This is a genomic window from Microbacterium sp. NPDC058021 (genome assembly GCF_042885955.1).
GTDB lineage: Bacteria > Actinomycetota > Actinomycetes > Actinomycetales > Microbacteriaceae > Microbacterium.
Genome location: NZ_JBHVRF010000002.1, coordinates 191,302 through 212,895 on the forward strand (window position 1 = coordinate 191,302; position 21,594 = coordinate 212,895).

The 21,594-nt window shown below is 70.9% G+C and carries 18 protein-coding genes and 1 tRNA gene; 9 read left to right on the plus strand and 10 right to left on the minus strand.

Annotation, left to right across the window (positions count from 1 at the left end; all coding sequences use genetic code 11):
- The first annotated feature begins 9 nt into the window (after positions 1-9).
- The 5 genes from orn to ACFVR6_RS04415 all read left to right on the plus strand — a co-directional run bounded on the left by orn (position 10) and on the right by ACFVR6_RS04415 (position 2,078).
- Complete coding sequence (orn, locus tag ACFVR6_RS04395; RefSeq protein WP_386959201.1) at positions 10-636, plus strand: oligoribonuclease; 627 nt, start codon at positions 10-12, stop codon at positions 634-636.
- A 37-nt stretch (positions 637-673) separates the two neighbouring features.
- Positions 674-749 (plus strand) — tRNA-His (locus ACFVR6_RS04400).
- A gap of 176 nt (positions 750-925) precedes the next feature.
- Positions 926-1,276 carry a metallopeptidase family protein gene (locus tag ACFVR6_RS04405; RefSeq protein ID WP_386960245.1) on the plus strand — a complete coding sequence of 117 codons (351 nt, stop codon included), beginning with the start codon at positions 926-928 and terminating at the stop codon, positions 1,274-1,276.
- Positions 1,276-1,572, plus strand: a complete 297-nt coding sequence (clpS, locus tag ACFVR6_RS04410) for an ATP-dependent Clp protease adapter ClpS (protein ID WP_386959203.1) — start codon at positions 1,276-1,278, stop codon at positions 1,570-1,572. The genes ACFVR6_RS04405 and clpS overlap by 1 nt, the downstream gene beginning before the upstream one ends.
- Entirely contained in the window at positions 1,569-2,078 is a 510-nt protein-coding gene (locus tag ACFVR6_RS04415) for a DUF2017 family protein (protein WP_386959205.1), read from the plus strand. The genes clpS and ACFVR6_RS04415 overlap by 4 nt, the downstream gene beginning before the upstream one ends.
- A gap of 45 nt (positions 2,079-2,123) precedes the next feature.
- Here ACFVR6_RS04415 and ACFVR6_RS04420 read toward each other — a convergent pair whose 3' ends face one another.
- The 6 genes from ACFVR6_RS04420 to gatC all read right to left on the minus strand — a co-directional run bounded on the left by ACFVR6_RS04420 (position 2,124) and on the right by gatC (position 7,875).
- The gene (locus ACFVR6_RS04420) at positions 2,124-2,717 is read right to left on the minus strand and encodes a hypothetical protein (RefSeq protein ID WP_386959207.1); all 594 of its coding nucleotides are present in this window, start codon (positions 2,715-2,717) and stop codon (positions 2,124-2,126) included.
- Complete coding sequence (locus ACFVR6_RS04425; RefSeq protein WP_386959209.1) at positions 2,692-3,012, minus strand: hypothetical protein; 321 nt, start codon at positions 3,010-3,012, stop codon at positions 2,692-2,694. The genes ACFVR6_RS04420 and ACFVR6_RS04425 overlap by 26 nt, the downstream gene beginning before the upstream one ends.
- Before the next feature lie 55 nt (positions 3,013-3,067).
- The gene (locus tag ACFVR6_RS04430; protein WP_386959211.1) at positions 3,068-4,333 is read right to left on the minus strand and encodes a DNA polymerase IV; all 1,266 of its coding nucleotides are present in this window, start codon (positions 4,331-4,333) and stop codon (positions 3,068-3,070) included.
- 196 nt (positions 4,334-4,529) lie between these two features.
- The gene (gene gatB / locus ACFVR6_RS04435) at positions 4,530-6,068 is read right to left on the minus strand and encodes an Asp-tRNA(Asn)/Glu-tRNA(Gln) amidotransferase subunit GatB (RefSeq protein ID WP_386959212.1); all 1,539 of its coding nucleotides are present in this window, start codon (positions 6,066-6,068) and stop codon (positions 4,530-4,532) included.
- Positions 6,068-7,579: an Asp-tRNA(Asn)/Glu-tRNA(Gln) amidotransferase subunit GatA gene (gene gatA / locus ACFVR6_RS04440; protein ID WP_386959214.1), complete on the minus strand. Its 1,512-nt coding sequence runs from the start codon at positions 7,577-7,579 to the stop codon at positions 6,068-6,070. Before gatA ends, gatB begins: the two co-directional genes overlap by 1 nt.
- Complete coding sequence (gene gatC / locus ACFVR6_RS04445; protein ID WP_386959216.1) at positions 7,576-7,875, minus strand: Asp-tRNA(Asn)/Glu-tRNA(Gln) amidotransferase subunit GatC; 300 nt, start codon at positions 7,873-7,875, stop codon at positions 7,576-7,578. The genes gatA and gatC overlap by 4 nt, the downstream gene beginning before the upstream one ends.
- 70 nt (positions 7,876-7,945) lie before the next feature.
- Here gatC and ACFVR6_RS04450 point away from each other — a divergent pair, with 70 nt between their 5' ends.
- Positions 7,946-9,646: a long-chain-fatty-acid--CoA ligase gene (locus tag ACFVR6_RS04450; protein WP_386959218.1), complete on the plus strand. Its 1,701-nt coding sequence runs from the start codon at positions 7,946-7,948 to the stop codon at positions 9,644-9,646.
- 4 nt (positions 9,647-9,650) lie between these two features.
- On the opposite strand, the gene ACFVR6_RS04455 is transcribed toward ACFVR6_RS04450, so the two are convergent.
- The 4 genes from ACFVR6_RS04455 to ACFVR6_RS04470 form a co-directional block, all read right to left on the minus strand.
- Positions 9,651-10,145 carry a DUF4262 domain-containing protein gene (locus ACFVR6_RS04455; protein WP_386959220.1) on the minus strand — a complete coding sequence of 165 codons (495 nt, stop codon included), beginning with the start codon at positions 10,143-10,145 and terminating at the stop codon, positions 9,651-9,653.
- 98 nt (positions 10,146-10,243) lie between these two features.
- Positions 10,244-12,571, minus strand: a complete 2,328-nt coding sequence (gene ligA / locus ACFVR6_RS04460; protein ID WP_386959222.1) for an NAD-dependent DNA ligase LigA — start codon at positions 12,569-12,571, stop codon at positions 10,244-10,246.
- A gap of 28 nt (positions 12,572-12,599) precedes the next feature.
- Positions 12,600-13,697, minus strand: coding sequence for a tRNA 2-thiouridine(34) synthase MnmA (mnmA, locus tag ACFVR6_RS04465; RefSeq protein ID WP_386959224.1), 1,098 nt, complete (start codon positions 13,695-13,697; stop codon positions 12,600-12,602).
- A 9-nt stretch (positions 13,698-13,706) separates the two neighbouring features.
- A complete protein-coding gene (locus ACFVR6_RS04470; protein ID WP_386959226.1) occupies positions 13,707-14,891 on the minus strand; it encodes a cysteine desulfurase family protein in 1,185 nt (394 codons plus the stop codon).
- Between the two features lie 83 nt (positions 14,892-14,974).
- Between ACFVR6_RS04470 and glgX the strand changes: the two genes are divergently transcribed.
- From glgX to glgB, 3 genes are read left to right on the plus strand one after another with little or no spacing between them, the layout of a single operon-like run.
- The gene (gene glgX / locus ACFVR6_RS04475; protein WP_386959228.1) at positions 14,975-17,059 is read left to right on the plus strand and encodes a glycogen debranching protein GlgX; all 2,085 of its coding nucleotides are present in this window, start codon (positions 14,975-14,977) and stop codon (positions 17,057-17,059) included.
- Positions 17,060-17,106: 47 nt separating this feature from the next.
- Positions 17,107-19,191 carry an alpha-1,4-glucan--maltose-1-phosphate maltosyltransferase gene (locus tag ACFVR6_RS04480; protein ID WP_386959230.1) on the plus strand — a complete coding sequence of 695 codons (2,085 nt, stop codon included), beginning with the start codon at positions 17,107-17,109 and terminating at the stop codon, positions 19,189-19,191.
- Entirely contained in the window at positions 19,188-21,329 is a 2,142-nt protein-coding gene (gene glgB / locus ACFVR6_RS04485; RefSeq protein WP_386959232.1) for a 1,4-alpha-glucan branching protein GlgB, read from the plus strand. Before ACFVR6_RS04480 ends, glgB begins: the two co-directional genes overlap by 4 nt.
- Positions 21,330-21,594: the final 265 nt, after the last annotated feature.

Sequence of the window (21,594 nt, forward strand, 5' to 3'; positions counted from 1 at the left end):
ATGGGTTACATGGTGGGCCCTTCTGAGAACGACAGACTCGTGTGGATCGACTGCGAGATGACCGGGCTGGACCTGGCGGTCGATGAGCTGGTCGAGATCGCGATCGTGATCACCGACTTCGAGTTGCGTGCGGTCGACCCGGGCTTCCAGATCGTCATCAAGCCCGACGCCTCGGCGCTGGCGAACATGAACGATTTCGTGACCAAGATGCATGAGGCCTCTGGCCTGCTGGCCGAACTCCCCGGCGGCGTGAGCCTGGCCCAGGCGGAGCATGAGGCGCTGGAGTACATCCAGAGATTCGTGCCGCTCGAGGGCAAGGCGCCCCTGGCAGGCAACACCATCGGCACCGACCGTATGTTCCTGGCGAAGTACATGCCGCGTGTCGACCGGTGGCTGCACTACCGCAACGTCGACGTCTCGAGCATCAAAGAACTCTCACGCCGCTGGTACCCGCGCGCGTACTTCCACGCGCCGGCGAAGGAGGGCGGTCACCGCGCCCTCGCCGACATCCGGGAGTCGATCCGCGAACTGGCGTATTACCGCGAAGCGGTCTTCGTGCCCGCGCCCGGTCCGACCAGTGACGATGCGCGTGCCGCCGCGGCTGCCGCGGTGTCATCATTCGCTCCAGAGTTGTGAGAGAATTGAGAGGTTGCCTGCTGATGCAGGAGACATGGTGGGTATAGCTCAGTTGGTAGAGCGCGGCCTTGTGGTGGCCGATGTCGCGGGTTCGAGCCCCGTTACTCACCCCAAGTGATACAGGCCCGGATCGGGTCGAGGAATCCCCTCGATCGGATCCGGGCCTGTGTCGTTGTTCGGCGTCGGGCGGCCTGTCGGGCGGCCTCGATAAGATGAGCCAACGGGTGCGCACGCGAGGAGCATGGCTTCACTCGCGCGAGGAGGAGACCACGATGTGTCGGCGGGACGGATGATCCAGATGGATGCCGCGGCGTTCGAGACCCTCGTCACCGACGAACTCGACCGCCTCCCCGACGACATGGTCGACGGCCTCGACAACGTCGTGTTCGTCGTGGAGGACCGCCCCGAGGACGGCAGCCTCGACCTGTTCGGCCTCTACGACGGCTGGGCGCTGACCGAGCGCGACCGGTACGGCATGGGCGAGCTTCCCGACCGCATCCTGATCTACCGGGAACCGCACCTCCACGCCTGCGACACCGTCGACGCGCTCCGCGACGAAGTGCATACGACCCTCGTGCACGAGATCGCCCACTTCTACGGCATCGACGACGAACGCCTCCACGAACTGGGCTGGGCCTGATGAGCATCGCCCTGCCCGACATCGATGAGGTGACCCGCTCCGACGAACGGGTCGATCCGGAGCGACCGTGGCAGACGGTCGTCTGGAACGACCCGGTCAACCTCATGACCTACGTCGTGCACGTGTTCCGGGAGTATTTCGGACACCCGCCCGAGGTCGCCACGCGTCTCATGCTCGCCGTGCACCACGAAGGCCGGGCAGTCGTCTCGGAGGGCCCGCGCGAACAGATGGAGCTGCACGCGCAGGCGATGCACGACTACGGGCTCTGGGCGACCGTGCAGCAGGCACCGCAGTGAACCGGGACAGCCCCGTGGTGCTGGAGATCAGCGTCATCGAGGCGGCCCACCTCGCGGACCTCGTCGGGCAGTTCGCGGAATTGCTCGCCGAATCGCCGACGGACGGCTCGTTGCTGCCCGACGACCCTGCACTGGCCCGGCTCGTCCCCGACGCCTACCGCGACGATGCGGCGGCGGCGCGGGAGTTCCGCGCGCTCACCGCCGCAGACCTGCTCCAGCGTCGGCAGGATGAGGCCGTCGCGGTACTGCAGGACCTCTCCCCCGACGGCGAGCCCTGGGATACCGGCGGGCTGAGCGACGACGAGCTCACCGAAACGGTCGAGATCCGGCTCCCTCGCGCCCGCGCGCAGGCATGGCTGCGTACGCTCAACGCGCTGCGCCTGGTCCTGGCCACGCGCCTCGGCATCGACACCGACGACGACCACGATGACGGTGACCCACGATTCGGCATCTACGACTGGCTCGGCTACCGCCTCGACGGGCTCGTCGCCGCGCTCGACGCGTGATCGCGGCGCGGCCTCGCCGCGCTCGCGGGCAGGCGATGCCCGCGCTCAGGGCACGTCGAAGACGTGGGTCGCCAGTTCCCGCGGTCCGTCCTGGGCGAGGTGACGCTCCTCCTGCGCCGCCCAGCGATCCCAGTGCGGCCGATACGCGTCGCCGTCGCGGCCGATGGCGCGCGCCATCCGCGTCTCGGTCGGCGAATCGAGCCAGACCCGGATGCCGGCGAGCTGCGCGCTCGGGGCAGTGAGCGCTCCGGCGCCCTCGACGATGAGCGGGAGTGCGGGGTCGACCACGTGCGTTTCCGCGCGCGCGCCGGCATCCCAATCCCAACGCTGCCACACACCGTGCTCGCCGCGGGAGTGCGGCAGGAGGATCCGCTCCCGCGCATAGTCGGCACCCGCGGCAAGCCCGTCCCAGCCCGGATACAGCGAGTCGAGCGCGATCACGTGCACGCCCCCCGATCGCGGCCAGCGCGCGGCCAATTCGCGCGCCAGCGTCGATTTCCCGGCGCCGCTGCGGCCGTCGATCAGAACGATCAGACGAGCGGTTCCCGCGCGGCGCACCGCATCGACCAGCGCGTCGGCGGCAGCGTCGAGCGCGGGCGAGAGGGCGTCGACGCTACTTCTTGAGGGCTCGGATGACACGGCTGAGCGCACGCCCGGCCACCCACACGAAGGGGATCGCCACCGCGAGGAACGACACCACGTTCGGCTCGAACCGCAGGTCATCGCCCTTGCGCACGTAGGCACCCAGCGGCACGGCGTAGCCGCCACCGCCACCGCCGCCGTTGCCATCGGCATCCGAACCGCCGCCGAAGCCGGACCACGCCAGCGCGACCGGGACGAGGGTGATGCCGTCGAGCTCCTGCTTCTCCCCGTAGGCGCTGGTGACGCCGAACGAGGCGGACTGCTTACCGAGATCCAGTGCGATGTTGGGCATGCCCCCACCGTACCGGCCGAAGCCGCTCCGGCCCAGCGGGATCAGTGAGCAGTGCTCAGGCGCGGTCGTCCCGTGGCGGCCGCGGGTTCGTCGGCAGCGCGCCGAGATCACGTGCTTTGCCGAGCAGGGTGGCGCGCGTCACCGCGGCGCGGCCGAACCGCTCGCGGGCGCCGTCGAGGGCTTGCTCGATGCGGCGCCAGTCGCCGTCGTCGTCCCAGAGGGTGAGCGCCCCGCCGCCCGCCGGGCGCAGATTCTCGGCCCGCACGCCGATCAGACGCACCGGCATGCGCAGGTCGACGTGGGCGAACAGGTCCCACGCGGCATCCCCGATGCGCTGGCCGACGGCGGTCGGTTCGGGCAGAGTCTGCGAGCGGGTGATGGTGGTGAAGTCCGCGAAGCGGAGCTTCAGGGCGATCGTGGCCGCTTCCCAGCCGTTCGCGCGCAGGCGGGCGCCGACACGGTCGGCGAGTCGCCGCAGTTCGGTGCGGAGCACTGCGGGGTCGGCGATGTCGTCGTGGAACGTCTCTTCGTGACCGACGCTCTTCTCGACGCGTTCGGTCTGCACTTCACGGGCGTCGATGCCGTGTGCCAGTTGCCAGATGCGCTCTCCCATCGCGGGTCCGAGCGCGCGGTCGAGCACACCGCGGGGCGTGGCGAGCACATCGGCGACGGTGTGGATGCCACGACCGGCGAGGGATTGGGCGGCCTTCGGCCCCACGCCCCAGAGGGCGCCGACCGGTCGCGCGGCGAGGAAGGCCCGTGTCTCGGCTTCCGGCACGATCAGCAGACCGTCGGGCTTGGAGATGGTGGATGCCATCTTGGCCACGTGCTTGGTCGCCGCCACGCCGATGCTGCACACGAGGCCCGTCTCCGCCAGCACTCGGGCGCGCAGCGTGCGCGCGATCTCGCCCGGGCTCCCCCACAGCCGCCGTGCGCCGTGGACGTCGAGGAAGGCCTCGTCGATCGAGAGCGGTTCGACCAGCGGAGTGACATCGTGGAAGATCGCCATCACCTGCTTCGAGAGGGCGAGGTAGCGCTCGAAGTGGGGCATCACGACAATCGCCTGCGGACAGAGCCGGAGTGCCTGGCTGACGGGCATCGCCGATCGCACGCCGAAGCGCCGCGCCTCGTACGACGCGCTGGAGACGACACTGCGACCCTCGGGCGCGCCGATGATGATCGGCTTGCCCTTCAAGCTCGGGTCGTCGAGCACCTCCACGGCCGCGTAGAAAGCGTCCATGTCGACGTGGAGGATCCTGGTGCCCGTGTCGTCCGCGCCGTCGGGCGAGACGATCCGCCCCGTACCGTCACCGCGTCCCATATCTCCATCATCCCTGCATCCCCCGACACCGCCGAGTGAGTATTCGTCGCACCGAGTGAGTACTCGCGGAACCTCGCCCGAAAAGCGTCAGCCCCGCGCCGTGCGATGGCACGCGACGCGAGGCTGACACCAATGCTCACTCGGCGACGCGAATGCTCACTCGGCGACGCGAGTACTCACTCGGCGACGCGAATGCTCACTCGGCGGGGGTGGAGGCGCGCTCTAGGATCAGCTCGCGCACGCGCGCGGCATCGGCCTGGCCCTTCATCGCCTTCATCACGGCGCCGATCACCGCACCGGCGGCCTGCACCTTGCCGTCACGGATCTTCGCCATCACGTCGGGCTGCGATGCCAGCGCCTCATCGATCGCCGCGATGAGCGCCCCGTCGTCAGAGACGACGGCGAGACCGCGCACATCGACGACCTCCTGCGGCGTTCCCTCGCCGGCGATGACACCCTCGAGCACCTGGCGGGCCAGCTTGTCGTTGAGCGTGCCGGCATCCACAAGCACCTGAACCGCGGCGACGTCGGCCGGCGACACCAGTTCGCTCGGCTCACGGCCGGCCGCGTTCGCGAGGCGGGTGATCTCACCCGTCCACCACTTGCGGGCTGCTGCCGGAGTCGCCCCCGCCGCGATCGTCGCCTCGACCTCGGCCAGCAGACCGCCATTGGCGACGTCCTGGAACTCCAGGTCGGTGAAACCCCACTCGGCCTTCAGCCGGCGACGGTGGGCCGCCGGCGGCTCGGGCAGCGCCGCGCGCAGCTCTTCGATCAGCTCGGCGGAGGGCACCACCGGAAGCAGATCCGGCTCCGGGAAGTAGCGGTAGTCGTCCGCGTCGGACTTGGGGCGACCCGGCGAGGTGGTGCCGGTGTCCTCGTGCCAGTGGCGCGTCTCCTGGATGATCGTCCCGCCGGCGGCGAGGATCGCCGCCTGCCGCTGGATCTCGTGACGCACGGCGCGCTCGACCGAGCGCATCGAGTTCACGTTCTTGGTCTCGGTTCGGGTACCGAGCGGCGGGGTCGGCTCGCCCGGCGCCACGCGCGGCCGCAGCGAGACGTTGGCATCGCAGCGCAGGTTGCCGCGCTCCATGCGGGCTTCGGAGATGCCCAGACCCCGCACGATGTCGCGGATCGTCGCGATGTAGGCCTTCGCGATCTCGGGAGCCCGGTGCTCCGCGCCGATGATCGGCTTCGTGACGATCTCGACCAGCGGCACGCCGGCGCGGTTGTAGTCGACGAGCGAGTACTCGGCGCCCTGGATGCGACCGGTCGCGCCACCCATGTGGGTGAGCTTCCCGGCATCCTCCTCCATGTGCGCGCGCTCGATCGGGATCACGACGGTCTCGCCGTCGGACAGCTCGATCTCGACCTGGCCCTCGAAGGCGATCGGCTCGTCGTACTGCGAAATCTGATAGTTCTTGCCCAGGTCCGGGTAGAAGTAGTTCTTGCGCGCGAAGCGGCTCGACGGCGCGATCGAGCATCCGAGGGCGAGCCCGAGGCTGATCGACGAGCGGACGGCCTCGGCGTTGACGACGGGCATGGAGCCGGGAAGACCCATGTCCACGGGCGCGACGAGGGTGTTGGGCCCCGCCGCGTGGTTCTTCTCGTTCGCGGGGTTGCCCGCCGCGGAGAACATCTTCGTCTCGGTGTTGAGCTCGACGTGCACCTCGAAGCCGAGAACCGGCTCGAACAGCTCCAGCGCCTTGTCGTAGTCCATCAGCGCGTTCTTCGCCATCAGCGGTTTCCTCCCAGCATCGGAGCGCGCTCGAGCAGCGGCGCACCCCATCGATCGACGAGCACGGACTCCACGGCGGCACCCACGCGGTACAGGCGCGCGTCCTCTCGCACGGGGGCGAGGAACTGGATGCCGACGGGCAGCCCGTCTTCGGCGGCGAGCCCCGACGGGATCGAGATGCCCGGCACACCGGCGAGGTTCGCAGGGATCGTGGTGACGTCGTTGAGGTACATCTGCAGCGGGTCGTCGATCTTCTCACCCAGGCGGAAGGCCGTGGTGGGCGCCGACGGCGTCGCGATGATGTCGACCTGCGCGAACGCCGCGTCGAAGTCCTGCTGGATGAGGGTGCGCACCTTCTGCGCCGAGCCGTAGTAGGCGTCGTAGTAGCCGGCCGACAGCGCGTAGGTCCCGAGGATCACTCGGCGCTTGACCTCGGGGCCGAACCCGGCATCGCGGGTGGCGGCCATGACGTCCTCGACGGTGCCGCCGGGGACGTTCACGCGCATGCCGAAACGCACCGAATCGAACTTCGCCAGGTTGCTGGATGCCTCGGCGGGGAGGATCAGGTAGTACGCGGCCACGCCGTACTCGAAGTGCGGGGCGCTGACCTCGACGATCTCCGCACCCTGGGCCTCCATCGCGGCGAGAGCCTCGCGGAACGACGCCGAGACGCCGGCCTGGAAGCCGCTGTCGTCGAGCTCGCGGATGACGCCGACCTTCAGGCCCTTCAGCACGTCGCCACGCGCGCCTTCGCGGGCGGCGTCGGCGAACGACGGCCACTGATCGGTGAGGGACGTCGCATCGTGCGGGTCGTGTCCGCCGATGACATCGTGCAGCAGCGCCGAGTCGAGCACGGTGCGCGAGACGGGGCCGACCTGGTCGAGGCTGGATGCCAGGGCGATGGCGCCGTAACGGCTCACTCCGCCGTAGGTCGGCTTCATGCCGACCGTGCCGGTGACGTGCGCCGGCTGGCGGATCGAGCCGCCGGTGTCGGAACCGAGTGCGATCGGCGCCTCGAAGGCGGCGACGGCGGCCGCGGAGCCACCGCCGGATCCGCCGGGGATGCGATCGAGGTCCCAGGGGTTGTGCGTGGGACCGTATGCCGAGTGCTCCGTGGAGGACCCCATGGCGAACTCGTCCATGTTGGTCTTGCCCAGCGGCACGAGTCCGGCCGCACGCGAGCGCGCGACGACGGTGGCGTCGTAGGGCGACATGAAGCCCTCGAGGATCTTCGACCCGCTCGTGGAGGGCATGTCGGTCGTGACCAGCACGTCCTTGATGGCCAGCGGCACACCGGCGAGCACGCCGAGCTGCTCGCCGGCGGCGCGGCGGCGGTCGATGTCGGCGGCGACGTCCAGCGCGTGGTCGCTGACGTGGAGGAACGCGTGCACGTCGCCGTCGACGGCGGCGATGCGGTCGAGGTGGGCCTGGGTCGTCTCGACACTGGACACCTCGCGCGACGCGAGGGAAGCGGCGAGGTCGGCGGCGGTGAGCCTGGTCAGATCGGTCACTGCTCTTCTCCCAGGATGGCGGTCACGCGGAAGCGGTCATCGGCGGCGTCGGGCGCGTTCTGCAGCACCTGGGCGACGGTGAGCATGTCGCCGGGGACGTCGGGGCGGAACACGTTCTGCAGCGGGACCGGGTGGCTCGTCGCCGGCACGTCGGCCGTGGCGACCGCCGAAACCTTGGCGATGTTGTCGACGATGACGTCGAGCTGGCCGGTGAGCTGCTCGACCTCCTCGTCGCTGAGCTGGATCCGGGCGAGAACGCCGAGATGGCGCACGAGATCGGGGGTGATTTCTGACACGCCCCAAGTCTACTTGGGCGCCCCCGCCCGCCCGCGCCGCCGAGGCGCATCGGCGCAATAGGGTGAAACCGTGACCTCGTACGATCCGCCGCGCCCGTGGACCCGCAGCTATGCCGCCGGTGTCCCCGCCGACCTCGCCCCCGTATCCGGGTCGCTCGTCGACATCGTCGCCGCCTCGGCGCGCGATTACCCCGATGCTGCTGCCCTGCAGTTCTTCGGCCGGGAGACGACGTACCGCCGGTTGCAGGATCAGATCGACCGTGCCGCCGCCGCGCTGCACGCTCGCGGCGTGCGCGCCGGAGACCCCGTGGCCATCGTGCTGCCGAACTGCCCGCAGCACATCGTGGCGTTCTACGCGGTGCTGCGCCTGGGCGCCGTCGTCATCGAACACAACCCGCTCTACACGCCGCGAGAGCTGCGCAAGCAGTTCGAGGACCACGGCGCCAAGCACGCCATCGTGTGGAGCAAGGCCGTCGCGACCGTGCAGGAGTTCCCCGCCGATCTGCACGTGCCCGACCTCATCTCGGTGGATCTCACCACCGCGATGCCGTGGACCACCCGCATGGCGTTGCGCCTTCCGATCACCAAGGCGCGCGAGTCGCGCGCGGCGCTGACCGAGCGCGTGAGCGGTGCGACGCCGTGGGAGCAGCTCGTCGCGCACGACCCGCTGCCGGCGTCGCACCCCATGCCCGCCACCGACGACCTCGCGATCATCCAGTACACCAGCGGCACGACGGGCACTCCGAAGGGGGCCGCCCTCACCCACCGAAACCTGCTCGCGAACGCCGCGCAGGCCCAGGCCTGGGTCCCTTCGATCACGCGCGGCAAGGGCTGCGTCGTCTACGCCGTCCTGCCGATGTTCCACGCGTACGGCCTGACCCTCTGCCTCACCTTCGCGATGTCGATGGGTGCCCGCCTCGTGCTGTTCCCCAAGTTCGACCCCGATCTGGTGCTCCCGGTGATCAAGAAGCACCCCGCGACCTTCCTGCCGCTGGTGCCCCCGATCGCCGACCGGCTGCTGTCGGCCGCGCGCGAGCGCCGGGTCTCGCTGGCCGGCATCGAGATCGCGATCTCCGGCGCCATGGCACTGCCCCACGAACTCGTCGTCCCGTTCGAGGAGGCCACGGGCGGCTACCTCGTCGAAGGCTACGGCCTCTCGGAGTGCTCCCCCGTGCTCATGGCCAACCCCGTCGCCGACAACCGCGTGCCCGGCACGGTGGGGCTTCCCCTGCCCGGCACCGAGTGCCGCGTGGTCGACCCCGACCAGCCCACACTCGATGTGCCCCCGGGGGAACGCGGGGAGCTGATCGTGCGCGGTCCGCAGGTGTTCCACGGCTACTACGGCCGGCCCGAGGAGACCGAGCGCGTCTTCGTCGACGGCTGGTTCCGCACCGGCGACATCGTCACGATCGACGAGGCCGGCTTCGTCCGCATCGTCGACCGCATCAAGGAGCTCATCATCACCGGCGGCTTCAACGTCGCGCCCACCGAGGTGGAGATCGCGCTGCGCCAGCACCCGCAGGTGAAGGATGCCGCAGTCGTCGGGCTCCCCGACGAGCGCACCGGTGAGGAGGTCGTCGCCGCGATCGTCGTCGACGGTGATGAGGACATCGACGTCGAAGCCATCCGCGCGTCGGTGCGCGGCATCCTGACGCCCTACAAGGTGCCCCGGCGCATCTTCGTGGTCGACGAGCTGCCGAAGTCGCTCATCGGCAAGGTGCTGCGCCGTCAGGTGCGCGAATCGCTCGAGAAGCTCGTCGCCGGCCACTGAGAGGTCAGAGCGCGGTGAACTCCCCCGGCCGGGGCTGCACCCACGGCGCCTCGGCATAGCCCGCCTCGCCCGGGAACCGTCCGTCGTCATCGGCGTAGCTGAGCTGCAGCACGGGCACGGACGCCTCATCGGATCGCTGGTAGAAGCGGTTGGCCGCGAAGACGATCGAGCCCGGGTTGGGGACGGCCTCCACCCTGACGTGCCAGGTGCCGTCGCCGGCGGTGAGCTGCTCACCGGGGGCGAAGTCCGCGCCGTCGCGCACCCGCGCAGAGAGCTCGTTGAGCACGGCAGCGGCGTCGTGCGGGCACACCCCGAACATCAGCAGCTCGGCGTGCCCGAGCCCGAAGAGCCCGACGGTGTAGGCGAACGACGGCTCCGCCCGCAGCTCATCACCGCTGACGTACTGGATGTAGGTGCCGTACCGGCGGATCACCTGCGCGGTGTGCCGGTCTTCTCGATCGAGCCATGCCTGCAGGGCGGGCTCGGGGATCTGGGTCATGATGCCTCCTCGTCGAAGCTGTCGGATCCCCAGAGACTAGAACATACCTCCGACAGCCGGCCGGGGCCGCGTCGCCGCCGGTGCCGCGGCGACGACGGCTACGCGGAAGCGTCCGGAGCCGGCCCCAGGGCATCGGGCCCCTGCTCGACGAGCACCTTGAACTGCGCCGCATCGATGACACGCACCCCCAGCTGCTCGGCCTTGGCGAGCTTGGAGCCCGCTCCCGGCCCCGCGGCGACGAAGTCGGTCTTCTTCGAGACGCTGGATGCCGCCTTGCCGCCCGCGGCGATGATCGCCTCCTGCGCGCCCTCGCGGCTGTAGCCCTCGAGCGAGCCGGTCGCCACGACCGTGACACCCTCGAGCACGCCGCCCGCCGCGGCGGCCGCACCGGGGCCGGGGTGGCCGGGCGTCGCGAGCTGCGCGCCGGCGGCCTCCCACCGCTCCACGATCTCGCGGTGCCAGTCCACCTCGAACCAGTCGATGAGGGCGTCGGCGATGATGCCGCCCACTCCGTCGACGGCGGCGAGCTCATCGCGGGATGCCGCGCGGATCGCGGCAACCGACCCGAACCACTGCGCGAGTGCGCGCGCCGCCACCGGGCCGACGTGACGGATGTTCAGCGCCACCAGGAACCGCCACAGCTCCTTGGTCTTCGCCTTCTCGAGTTCGTCCAGCAGCGTCAGCGCCTGCGCCGACGGCTGTGGGCCGGTACGCCCCTCCTTCTTCTCGGCGGCGCTGGGCTGGCGGCGAAACGGCGCCCGGCGCACGACCTCACCGGTCTTCTCATCCACACGCGGCTCCCCCGTCTCGGCGTCACGTACGACGACCTCGATGGGAACCAGCTGGTCCAGGGTGAGGTCGAACAGGCCCGCTTCGCTCTCGAGCGGCGGCTGCTCGGGCACCGTCGGCTGTGTGAGGGCTGCCGCCGTCACCTCTCCCAGCGCCTCGATGTCCAGCGCGCCGCGGGAGCCGATGTGCTCGACGCGCCCCCGCACCTGTGCGGGGCAGGCCCGCGTGTTGGGGCACCGCAGGTCGATGTCGCCCTCTTTCGCGGGGGCGAGCGGCGTGCCGCACTCCGGGCAGTCCGTGGGCATGACGAACGCGCGTTCGGTGCCGTCGCGCAGCTCGACCACGGGGCCGAGCACCTCGGGGATGACATCGCCCGCCTTGCGCAGCACCACGGTGTCGCCGATGAGCACGCCCTTGGCCTTCACGACCTGCTGGTTGTGCAGCGTCGCCTGCCGCACCACGCTGCCGGCGACCCGCGCCGGCGCCATGACGGCGAACGGGGTCGCCCGCCCGGTGCGCCCCACCGACACCACGATGTCCAGCAGCGTGGTGTTGACCTGCTCGGGCGGGTACTTGTACGCGATCGCCCAGCGTGGCGCGCGGCTGGTGGCCCCCAGCTCGTCGTGCAGGGCAAGCTCGTCGACCTTCACCACGACGCCGTCGATCTCGTGCTCGACCGCGTGGCGGTGTTCGCCGTAGTTCTCGACGAACTCGACCACGCCGTCGATCGACCCGGTCGTGCGGAAGTACGGGCTCGTGGGCAGCCCCCACTCGGCAAGGAGGCCGTACACCTCGCTCTGAGAGGCGACGGGCGGGTTCTGCCAGGCACCGATGCCGTGCACGAAGAGCCGCAGGGACTCCAGCCGCGCGCGACCGGCCTGAAGTTCCAGGCCGGTCTTCTTGTCGAGCTGCTGGCGCAGACCCCCGCTCGCCGCATTGCGCGGGTTGGCGAAGGCCGGGAAGCGGCGGGCGGCGCTGCGGTCGGCCTTCTCCTCGTCGACGCCACGGGCGCGGGCATCGGTGAAGACGCGTTCGCGCATGCGGGCCTGCAGCGCGTTGAGCTCATCGAAGGCGGCCACCGGGATGAACACCTCGCCGCGCACCTCGACCAGTGCGGGGTGACCGGTGCCGGCGAGGCGCTGCGGGATGCCGGAGACCTGCACGGCGTTGACCGTGACGTCCTCACCCACGCGGCCGTCGCCGCGCGTGGCGGCGGAGGTGAGCACGCCGTTCTCGTAGCGCAGGCTGATCGCCAGCCCGTCGATCTTCAGCTCGGTGAGCCAGCGCACGGGGCGCCCGGCGGATGCCTGCGCCTTGGCGCACCACTCGCGCAGTTCGCCGACACTGAAGACGTTGTCGAGGCTGAGCATGCGCTCGGCATGCGCGACGGGCGCGAACATCGAGGTCTGCGCGGCACCGACGGTCTGTGTCGGCGAATCCTGACCCTGCAGCTCGGGGAAGAACCGTTCGAGCTGCTCGAGACGCAGCATCCACGCGTCATAGGTGGCGTCGTCGACGATCTCGGCATTGCGGCCGTAGTACGCGTCCCGTGCATCGAGGATCTGCTCAGTGAGGCGGGCGGCCTCGGTGCGGGCATCGTCGAGCGAGGCGGGCGGGGAATCTGCGGCATCCGTCACCCGGTAAGTGTAGGACGGGCCGCCGACATCACACCGGCGCGGGGACCGCCGAGACCGTCCGGTCGATCGTGAACTGCCCGAGCACGCGCGTGCCGTCGTAGAGCACGGCGGTCTGCCCGGGAGCGACGCCCTCGAAGGGCTCGTGCGGCCGCACGGTCACGACGCCGCCGGCGATCACGGCGCGCGCCGGAACCGGGTCGGCGTGTGCACGGATCTGCACGTCGCAGTCGAATGCGTCCGCCTGCGGCGCCCGTCCCGCCCACGTGAACCGCTCCCCCGAGATCTCCGCCGTCGCGAGGGCCTCCTTGGGGCCGACGACCACGGTGTTCGACACCGGGCGCACCTCCAGCACGAAGCGCGGCTTTCCGTCGGATGCCGGGACCCCCAGCTGCAGGCCGCGGCGCTGCCCGACGGTGAAGGCGTGCGCCCCCTCGTGCGTGCCGATCACGGCACCGCTGCGGTCGAGGATCTCCCCCTGCTCGGCGCCCACCCGCTCGGCGAGCCAGCCGCGGGTGTCGCCGTCGGGGATGAAGCAGATGTCGTGGCTGTCGGGCTTCTGCGCGACGGTGAGGCCGCGCTGCTCGGCCTCGGCGCGCACGAGCGCCTTGGAGGGCGTGGCGCCGAGCGGGAAGTAGGTGTGTGCGAGCTGCTCGGCGGTGAGCACCCCCAACACGTAGGACTGGTCCTTCGCGGCATCCGACGCGCGGTGCAGCTCGCGACCCTGCTCACCGTCGACGAGGGTGGCGTAGTGACCGGTGCAGACCGCGTCGAAACCGAGCTCGAGGGCGCGCTCCAGGAGGGCTGCGAACTTGATCTTCTCGTTGCAGCGCATGCAGGGGTTGGGCGTGCGCCCGGCCTGGTACTCGCTGATGAAATCGGCCACGACGTCGTCGCGGAACCGCTCCGAGAAGTCCCACACGTAGAACGGGATGCCGAGGCGATCGGCCGCACGCCGGGCGTCGAGGGCGTCCTCGACGGTGCAGCAGCCGCGGCTGCCTGCGCGCAGTGTGCCGCCCGCGCGGGACAGCGCCAGGTGCACCCCGACGACCTCGTGCCCGGCGTCCACGGCGCGCGCGGCGGCCACGGCGGAATCGACTCCACCACTCATCGCCGCAAGAATCCGCATGCGTCCAGTCTACGAGCGCTCGCGGGCTCGGGCCCCGGATGCCGCTGCGCGCGCATGCGCCTCGGGAAGTGCGGCCAGGAACGCGTCGACATCGGCATCGACGGTCGTCCGACCCAGCGACAGCCGCAGCACACTGCGCGCGTCGTCTTCGGATCGCCCCAGCGCCAACACCACGTGCGACGGCTCGGGCACGCCCGCCTGGCACGCCGACCCCGTCGACACCGCGATGCCGCGTTGGTCCAGCAGGAACAGCAGCGTCTCACCGGAGACCCCGGGGAACAGCAGGTGGGCGTTGCCGGGCAGCCGATGCTCGGGGTCGCCCAGCAGCACGGCGTCCGGCACCAGCGCGCGCACCCCCGCGACGAGGCGATCGCGCAACGTCGCCAGCCGCACCGCCTCGCTCTCTCGCTCGGCGACGGCGCGTTCGGCCGCCGCGGCGAACGCGGCTGCCCCCGCGGCATCCTGGGTGCCCGAGCGCAGCGCCCGCTGCTGCCCGCCGCCGTGCAGGAGCGCCGTGGGGTTCGCGTGGCGCGAGACCACGAGCGCGCCGATGCCGACCGGCCCGCCCACCTTGTGTCCCGACACGCTGAGCGCACACAGCCCCGTCGCCCCGTCTGCCGCCGCCCGCCACCGACCGAAGTCGACGGGCACGTGGCCGAAAGCCCCGACGGCGTCCAGATGCAGCGGCACGCCGGCGGCCGTCGCGGCCGCAGCCAGCGCGGGCGCGTCGTTGAGCGTGCCGACCTCGTTGTTGGCGACGAGCGCCGTCGCCAGCGCCGCGCCCGGCAGCGCCGCCGCGAATGCCGCCTCGTCGATGCGTCCGGTCGGCGACAGCGCCACCGCGCGCACCGCGGCGTGCTCGTGCGTGTGCAGCCACGCGACGGTGTCGAGCGTGGCGTGATGCTCGCCGTCGGGCAGCGCGATCGCGTCGGTGCCGGCCGGGCGCGCCCACCACAGCCCCTTGATCGCGAGGTTCACCGACTCCGTGCCGCCGGAGGTGAACACGACCTCGATCGGGTCGCAGCCGAGGACGGCCGCCAGTCGCTCGCGGGCATCCTCGAGCACCCGCCGCGCGGCTTGACCCCCACCGTGGATCGACGAGGGGTTGCCGACGGTCTCGCTCGCCTGCAGCCACGCGTCGCGCGCTTCCGGGCGCAGCGGCGTCGTGGCCGCGTGGTCGAGGTAGACGTTCACCCCTCAACTCTCGCCCAGTGCCGTTCCCGGCGCCAGTCGGGCCGGGCGTCTGCGAGGTCCCGGCGGCGATTAGGGTTGTCGGCATGGCCAGCCCGAGCACGACCCCGGCCGCCCCGACCGCAGCAACCGGGCTGCTGAGCCCCTCGCTCGACGGCCTGGGCGCCACCTTCCACGATGGCGGCGGAACCCTCCGGGTGTGGTCGGCGCATGCGACCTCGATGGAACTCGTGTTGTTCGACGCGGACGACCTCGACTGGGCGACCGAGACGTTCGCGCTCGACCGCGCCGAGGGCGACGTCTGGCAGGTCACGACGCGGGCGCTGCGCCCCGGCGTGCACTACGCCGTGCGCGCGGACGGACCGAGCGGCCACGGCGACATGTTCAACGCGGAGAGTCTGCTGCTGGACCCCTACGCCCGCGGCCTCGTCTCGGGCGGCGTGACGGACTGGCGCGGTGTGGCCGTCGACGGCGCGTTCGAGTGGGGCGGGGTCGCGAAGCCCGGCATCCCGATGGCGCGCACCGTGCTGTACGAAGCGCACGTGAAGGGCGTCAGCAAGCGGCATCCCGATGTGCCGCCGGCCCTCCACGGCACCTACGCCGGCCTCGCACACCCGGCGATGATCGGCCACTTCCAGCGGCTCGGCGTCACGAGCATCGAGCTGCTCCCGATCCACGCGTTCGCGTCCGAACCGCGCCTGCTGCACCTGGGTCTGTCCAACTACTGGGGCTACAACAGCGTCGGCTTCTTCGCCCCGCACACCCCTTACGCCACCGAGGCCGCCCGCCACGCCGGGCCCGCGGCGGTGCTCGCGGAGTTCAAGGGGATGGTGAAGGGCCTGCACGAAGCCGGGCTCGAAGTCATCCTCGATGTCGTGTACAACCACACCGCCGAAGGCGAGATCGGCGACCCGCGCACGAGCCTGCGGGGCCTGGACAACCGCGCGTACTACCGGCAGCGCGACGACGGCTCCTACGTCGATGTCACCGGCTGCGGCAATGCGGTCGACACCTCGACGGATGCCGCGGCGCGCCTGGTGCTCGACTCGCTGCGCTACTGGGCGAACGACGTGCAGGTCGACGGCTTCCGCTTCGACCTCGCGGTGACCCTCGGCCGTGATCGCGCGCACGGGTTCACCCCCGACCATCCGCTCCTGCGCGCCATCGCCGAGGACCCGGCGCTGGCCGGTGTGAAGAAGATCGCCGAGCCGTGGGACATCGCCGGCTGGGAGCTCGGGCGCTTCGGCGACGGCTGGCACGAATGGAACGACCGCTACCGCGACCGGGTGCGCAACTTCTGGCTCAGCGACATCGACTACGCCCGCCGCGCCGAGACCGCGCCGGTGGGCGTCGGGGGCTTCGCCACGAGGCTGGCGGGGTCCTCGAACACGTTCAGCCGTGAGCGCGGACCGCTCGCCGGCATCAACTTCGTCACGGCGCACGACGGATTCACGCTGCGGGACCTCGTGTCCTACGACGTCAAGCACAACCTGGGCAACGGCGAGCATGGCCGCGACGGCGCCGACACCAACCGCTCCTTCAATCACGGCGCCGAGGGCGCCACCGACGACCCCGGCATCCTCGCCACCCGCCGCAAGGCGATGCGCAACCTGCTGGGCACCCTCCTGCTGTCGGCCGGCGTCCCCATGCTCACCGCGGGAGACGAGTTCGCCCGCAGCCAGCGCGGCAACAACAACGCCTACTGCCACGATTCGCCGCTGACCTGGCTCGAGTGGGAGCACGAACCCTGGCAGCACGACCAGTTCGCGCATGTGCAGCGACTCATCGCGCTCCGGCAGCAGAACCCGGCGCTGCGACCGACCCGTTTCGCCCACGAGGACGAGCCCGTCCCCGGCGCGTCGCACATGGACTGGTACGACGAGCACGGCCACACGATGTCGGCCGAGCGCTGGGGCGACCCCGCCCATCGCACGCTGCAGTACGTGGCCGCGTCGATCCCCGAGGCCGGGCCGCCCAACCGCGTGCTGCTGATCGTCCACGGCACCGAGAGGGACATCGACGTGGTGCTGCCGGCGATCGACGGGGTCACCCGCTACGTGTCCCTGTGGTCGAGCGCCGACGAGCGCCCGACCGCCGACGCGCCGCAGTTCGCACCCGGCGCCACGGTGCCCGTGATCGGCGCGTCCATGCGGCTTTTCCGCGCCGAGTGAGGGCGCGCTCGCTGTGTGTCGCCGATGCGTCGCGGTAGGTTCGTCACATGGCCACCACGACACGCACCAGACCGTCGAAAGCCTGGCGCAGCACCGCTGAGCTGCCCCTCCGCCCCGCCATCGCGTGGCAGTCGGCCGCCGACACCGCGGTCGGGCGCATCCCGATGGCACTGCCCCGGCCCAGCGTTCCGGACCCCGGATTCAGCCCCAGCGCCTTCGCCGGAGAAGCTGTCCCGTTCCGGGTGACGGCGTTCCGCGAGGGTCACGACCTCATCGGCGTGCACCTGCGGCTGTTCTCGCCCTCCGGCGAGGAATCACTGCACCGCCTGTCGCCCCTGGGTGACGGCTTCGACCGCTGGTGCGTGCTGGTCTCCCCGCTCGCGCAGGGCACCTGGCGGTTCCGTTTCGAGGCGTTCGGCGACGACTTCGCCACCTGGGAGCACGCCGCCGACCTGAAGATCGCGGCGGGGGTGGATGCCGCGCTCATGCGCGAGAGCGGTGCGCTGCTGTTCCTGCGCGCCGTCGCCGAGAAGTCGCGCCCGATCGCCGAACGCCGTCGCCTGGAGGCCGCCGCCGCACGCTTGCGCGACCGCGACGTCTCCGACCTCGCGGCTCTGGAGATCGTGCGCGACCCCGAGATCGCCGCGGGCTTCGCCGCCCGCCCGCTGCAGTCGCTCGTGACGATCGGCGCGACCTCCGACCTGCTCGTCGAGCGCGAGCGCGCCGGCGTCGGCGCTTGGTACGAGTTCTTCCCGCGATCCGAGGGTGCCACCCGCTTGAAGGACGGCACGGTGCAAAGCGGCACGTTCCGCACGGCCACGGGGCGCCTCCCCGCCGTTGCGGCGATGGGCTTCGACGTGCTGTACCTGCCGCCCATCCACCCGATCGGCGAACGCAACCGCAAGGGCCGCAACAACACCCTCGAGACCCAGCCGGGCGACCCCGGGTCGCCGTGGGCGATCGGCTCGGCGGCGGGCGGCCACGACGCCGTGCACCCCGACCTCGGCACCCTCGACGACTTCCGCGCGTTCGTGAAGGCCGCCGCCGGGCACGGGCTCGAGATCGCGCTGGACCTCGCCCTGCAGGCCGCCCCCGACCATCCCTGGGTCACCGAGCACCCGGAGTGGTTCACGACGCTTCCCGACGGCTCGATCGCGTACGCCGAGAACCCGCCGAAGAAGTACCAGGACATCTACCCGATCAACTTCGACAACGACCCCGAGGGCATCCGCGCCGAGGTGCTGCGGATCGTGCGGCACTGGATGGCGCAGGGCGTGAAGATCTTCCGCGTCGACAACCCGCACACGAAGCCGCTGCAGTTCTGGGAATGGCTCATCGCCACCGTCGCCGACGAAGACCCCGACGTCGTCTTCCTCGCCGAGGCGTTCACCCGTCCCGCACCCATGCAGCGGCTCGCGATCGCCGGGTTCCAGCAGAGCTACTCGTACTTCACCTGGCGCAACACCAAGGCGGAGCTCGAGGAGTTCCTCGGCTGGATCAGCGACGAGACCAGCGATTTCATGCGGCCCAATCTCTTCGTCAACACCCCCGACATCCTCACCGAGTACCTGCAGTACGGCGGGCGCCCCGCCTACCGGGTGCGCGCCGCGATCGCGGCCACGGCAGGGGCGTCCTACGGGGTCTACGCCGGCTACGAGCTGTACGAGAACGTCGCCCGTCCCGGCTCCGAGGAGAACATCGACAACGAGAAGTACGAGTACAAGTTCCGCGACTGGGCGGCGGCGGAGGCCGCGGGCGACTCGCTCGCGCCCTTCCTCACCCGGCTCAACGAGATCCGCCGAGCCCACCCGGCGCTGCGGCAGCTGCGCAACCTGCGCCTGCATTGGAGCGACGACGACGCGATCCTCGTGTACGCCAAGCACCTGCCGGCGGCACTGGCCCCCGACGGCAAGGCCGACACGATCATCGTGGTGGCCAACGTCGATCCGCACTCCGCGCGTCAGACCACGGTGCACCTCGACACCCGTCAATGGGGTGTGCGACCCGGCGACGCCTTCGACGTCGTCGACCTCGTCACCGGCGCCGAATGGACCTGGACCGACCACAACTTCGTGCGGCTGGACGCCTTCAACGAACCGGCACACATCCTGCACGTGAAGGAGCGCTCATGACCGCCCACGACGACCGCGTACTCGACACAGTCGCCACCGGCTCCTACCACGCCCCGCACGACGTGCTGGGGCTGCACCGCGTCGGCGAGGACGCCTGGGTCGTGCGCGCCCGCCGGCCGCTGGCCGCGACCGTGACCGCCCGGCTCGCCGACGGCCGCGAGGTCGCGCTTGGCCACCTGCGCTCCGGCATCTGGGAGGGTCGGTTCACGGCCACCGACGCGCTCCCCTACCAGCTGACCACGACCTACGACGACGGCACCGGCTACACCGCCGACGACCCGTACCGCTTCCTCCCGACGCTCGGTGAGCTCGACCTGCACCTCATCCGGGAGGGTCGCCACGAGCAGCTGTGGCACGTACTCGGGGCACACGTGCGGGTGCTGGGCGACACCGAAGGCGTCGCCTTCACGGTGTGGGCGCCCAACGCACAGGCCGTGCGCATCGTCGGCGACTTCAACCTCTGGGACGGACAGGGCCACTCGATGCGATCGCTGGGCTCCAGCGGCGTGTGGGAGCTGTTCGCGCCCGACCTCGGCATCGGCACGGTGTACAAGTTCGAGATCCTCACCCGGTCCGGCGAGTGGATCCTCAAGGCCGACCCGATGGCGCGACTCGCCGAGGTGCCGCCGGCGACGGCATCCGTCGTCACCGCGTCCTCCTACCGGTGGAGCGACCACGCGTGGATCGAGCGGCGGAGCGCGTCGGCGCCGCACGCGGAGCCCATGTCGGTGTACGAGGTGCACCTGGGCTCGTGGCGGCCGGGCCTGTCGTATCGGGATGCCGCGGACCAGCTCATCGGCTACGTCACTGCGCAGGGTTTCACCCACATCGAGTTCATGCCGCTGGCCGAGCACCCCTTCGGCGGCTCCTGGGGCTACCAGGTGTCGGGCTATTACGCCCCCACGAGCAGGTTCGGCGACCCCGACGACCTGCGTTACCTCATCGACCGCCTGCATCAGGCCGGTATCGGCGTGATCATGGACTGGGTGCCGGGACACTTCCCCAAGGACGCCTTCGCCCTGGCCCGCTTCGACGGCGAGGCGCTGTACGAGCACCCCGACCCTCGGCGCGGCGAGCACCGCGACTGGGGCACGTACATCTTCGACTACGGCCGCAGCGAGGTGCGCAACTTCCTCGTCGCGAACGCGCTGTACTGGTTCGAGGAGTTCCACATCGACGGGCTGCGCGTGGATGCCGTGGCATCCATGCTCTACCTCGACTACTCCCGCGAACCGGGCGAATGGGTCCCCAACATCCACGGCGGCCGCGAGAACCTCGAGGCGATCGGCTTCCTGCAGGAGGTCAACGCCACGTCCTATCGGCGTTTCCCCGGCATCGCCATGATCGCCGAGGAGTCCACGAGCTTCCCGGGGGTGACGGCTCCGACCGACCAGGGCGGGCTCGGCTTCGGGTTCAAGTGGAACATGGGCTGGATGAACGACTCGCTGCAGTACATCAAGCGCGACCCGATGTACCGCGCGCACCACGAGGGCGAGCTGTCGTTCTCTTTCGTCTACGCCTTCAGCGAGAACTACGTGCTGCCCATCAGCCACGACGAGGTCGTGCACGGCAAGGGGAGCCTGTTCGGACGCATGCCGGGCGACCACTGGCAGAAGCTCGCGAACATGCGCGCGTTCCTGTCGTACATGTGGGGCCACCCGGGCAAGCAGCTGCTGTTCATGGGCCAGGAGTTCGGACAGATCGCGGAGTGGGCCGAGGGGCGCAGCCTCGACTGGTGGCTGCTGGACCAGCCGGCGCACGCCGAGCTGCACGCATTCACGGCGAACCTCAACCGGGTCTACCGCGACAACGCGCCGCTGTGGCAGCGCGACCACGACGCCGCGGCGTTCGTGCGTCTGGGGGGCCCGACGTGGGATCCCAACGTGATCGCCTTCGCCCGAACCGACAACGCCGGCGACACGGTCGCCGTGATCTGCAATTTCTCCGGGGTGCCGATCCACGGCTTCGAACTCGACCTGCCCGAGGCGGGCACGTGGCGCGAAGTGCTCAACTCCGATGCGCAGGAATTCGGCGGCTCGGGCGTGGGCAACCTCGGGGCGGTACAGGCCGCCGACGGCGGGCGCGCCACCATGGTGCTCCCCCCGCTCGGGGTGCTCTGGCTGCGGCGCGACCGCTAGCCTGTCGGCGCTCGGCACCCGCTTCGGTCGTCACGTACGCCCGCTCAAGCGGGCGTACGTGGGGGCGGATGCGCGACCACCGAGCGCCGCGCGAGCGCGCGCACCCGCCTCGGTCGTCACGAACGCCCCCTCGCGCAGCGTACGAGGGGCCGGATGCGACGATCGAACCACGCACCGCCGGCGCGGGCGCGCGGCATCCCCTTCGGTCGTCGCGAATGCCCCGCTGCGCGGCGCGCGACGGGCCGGATGCGACGACCGAGCGCCG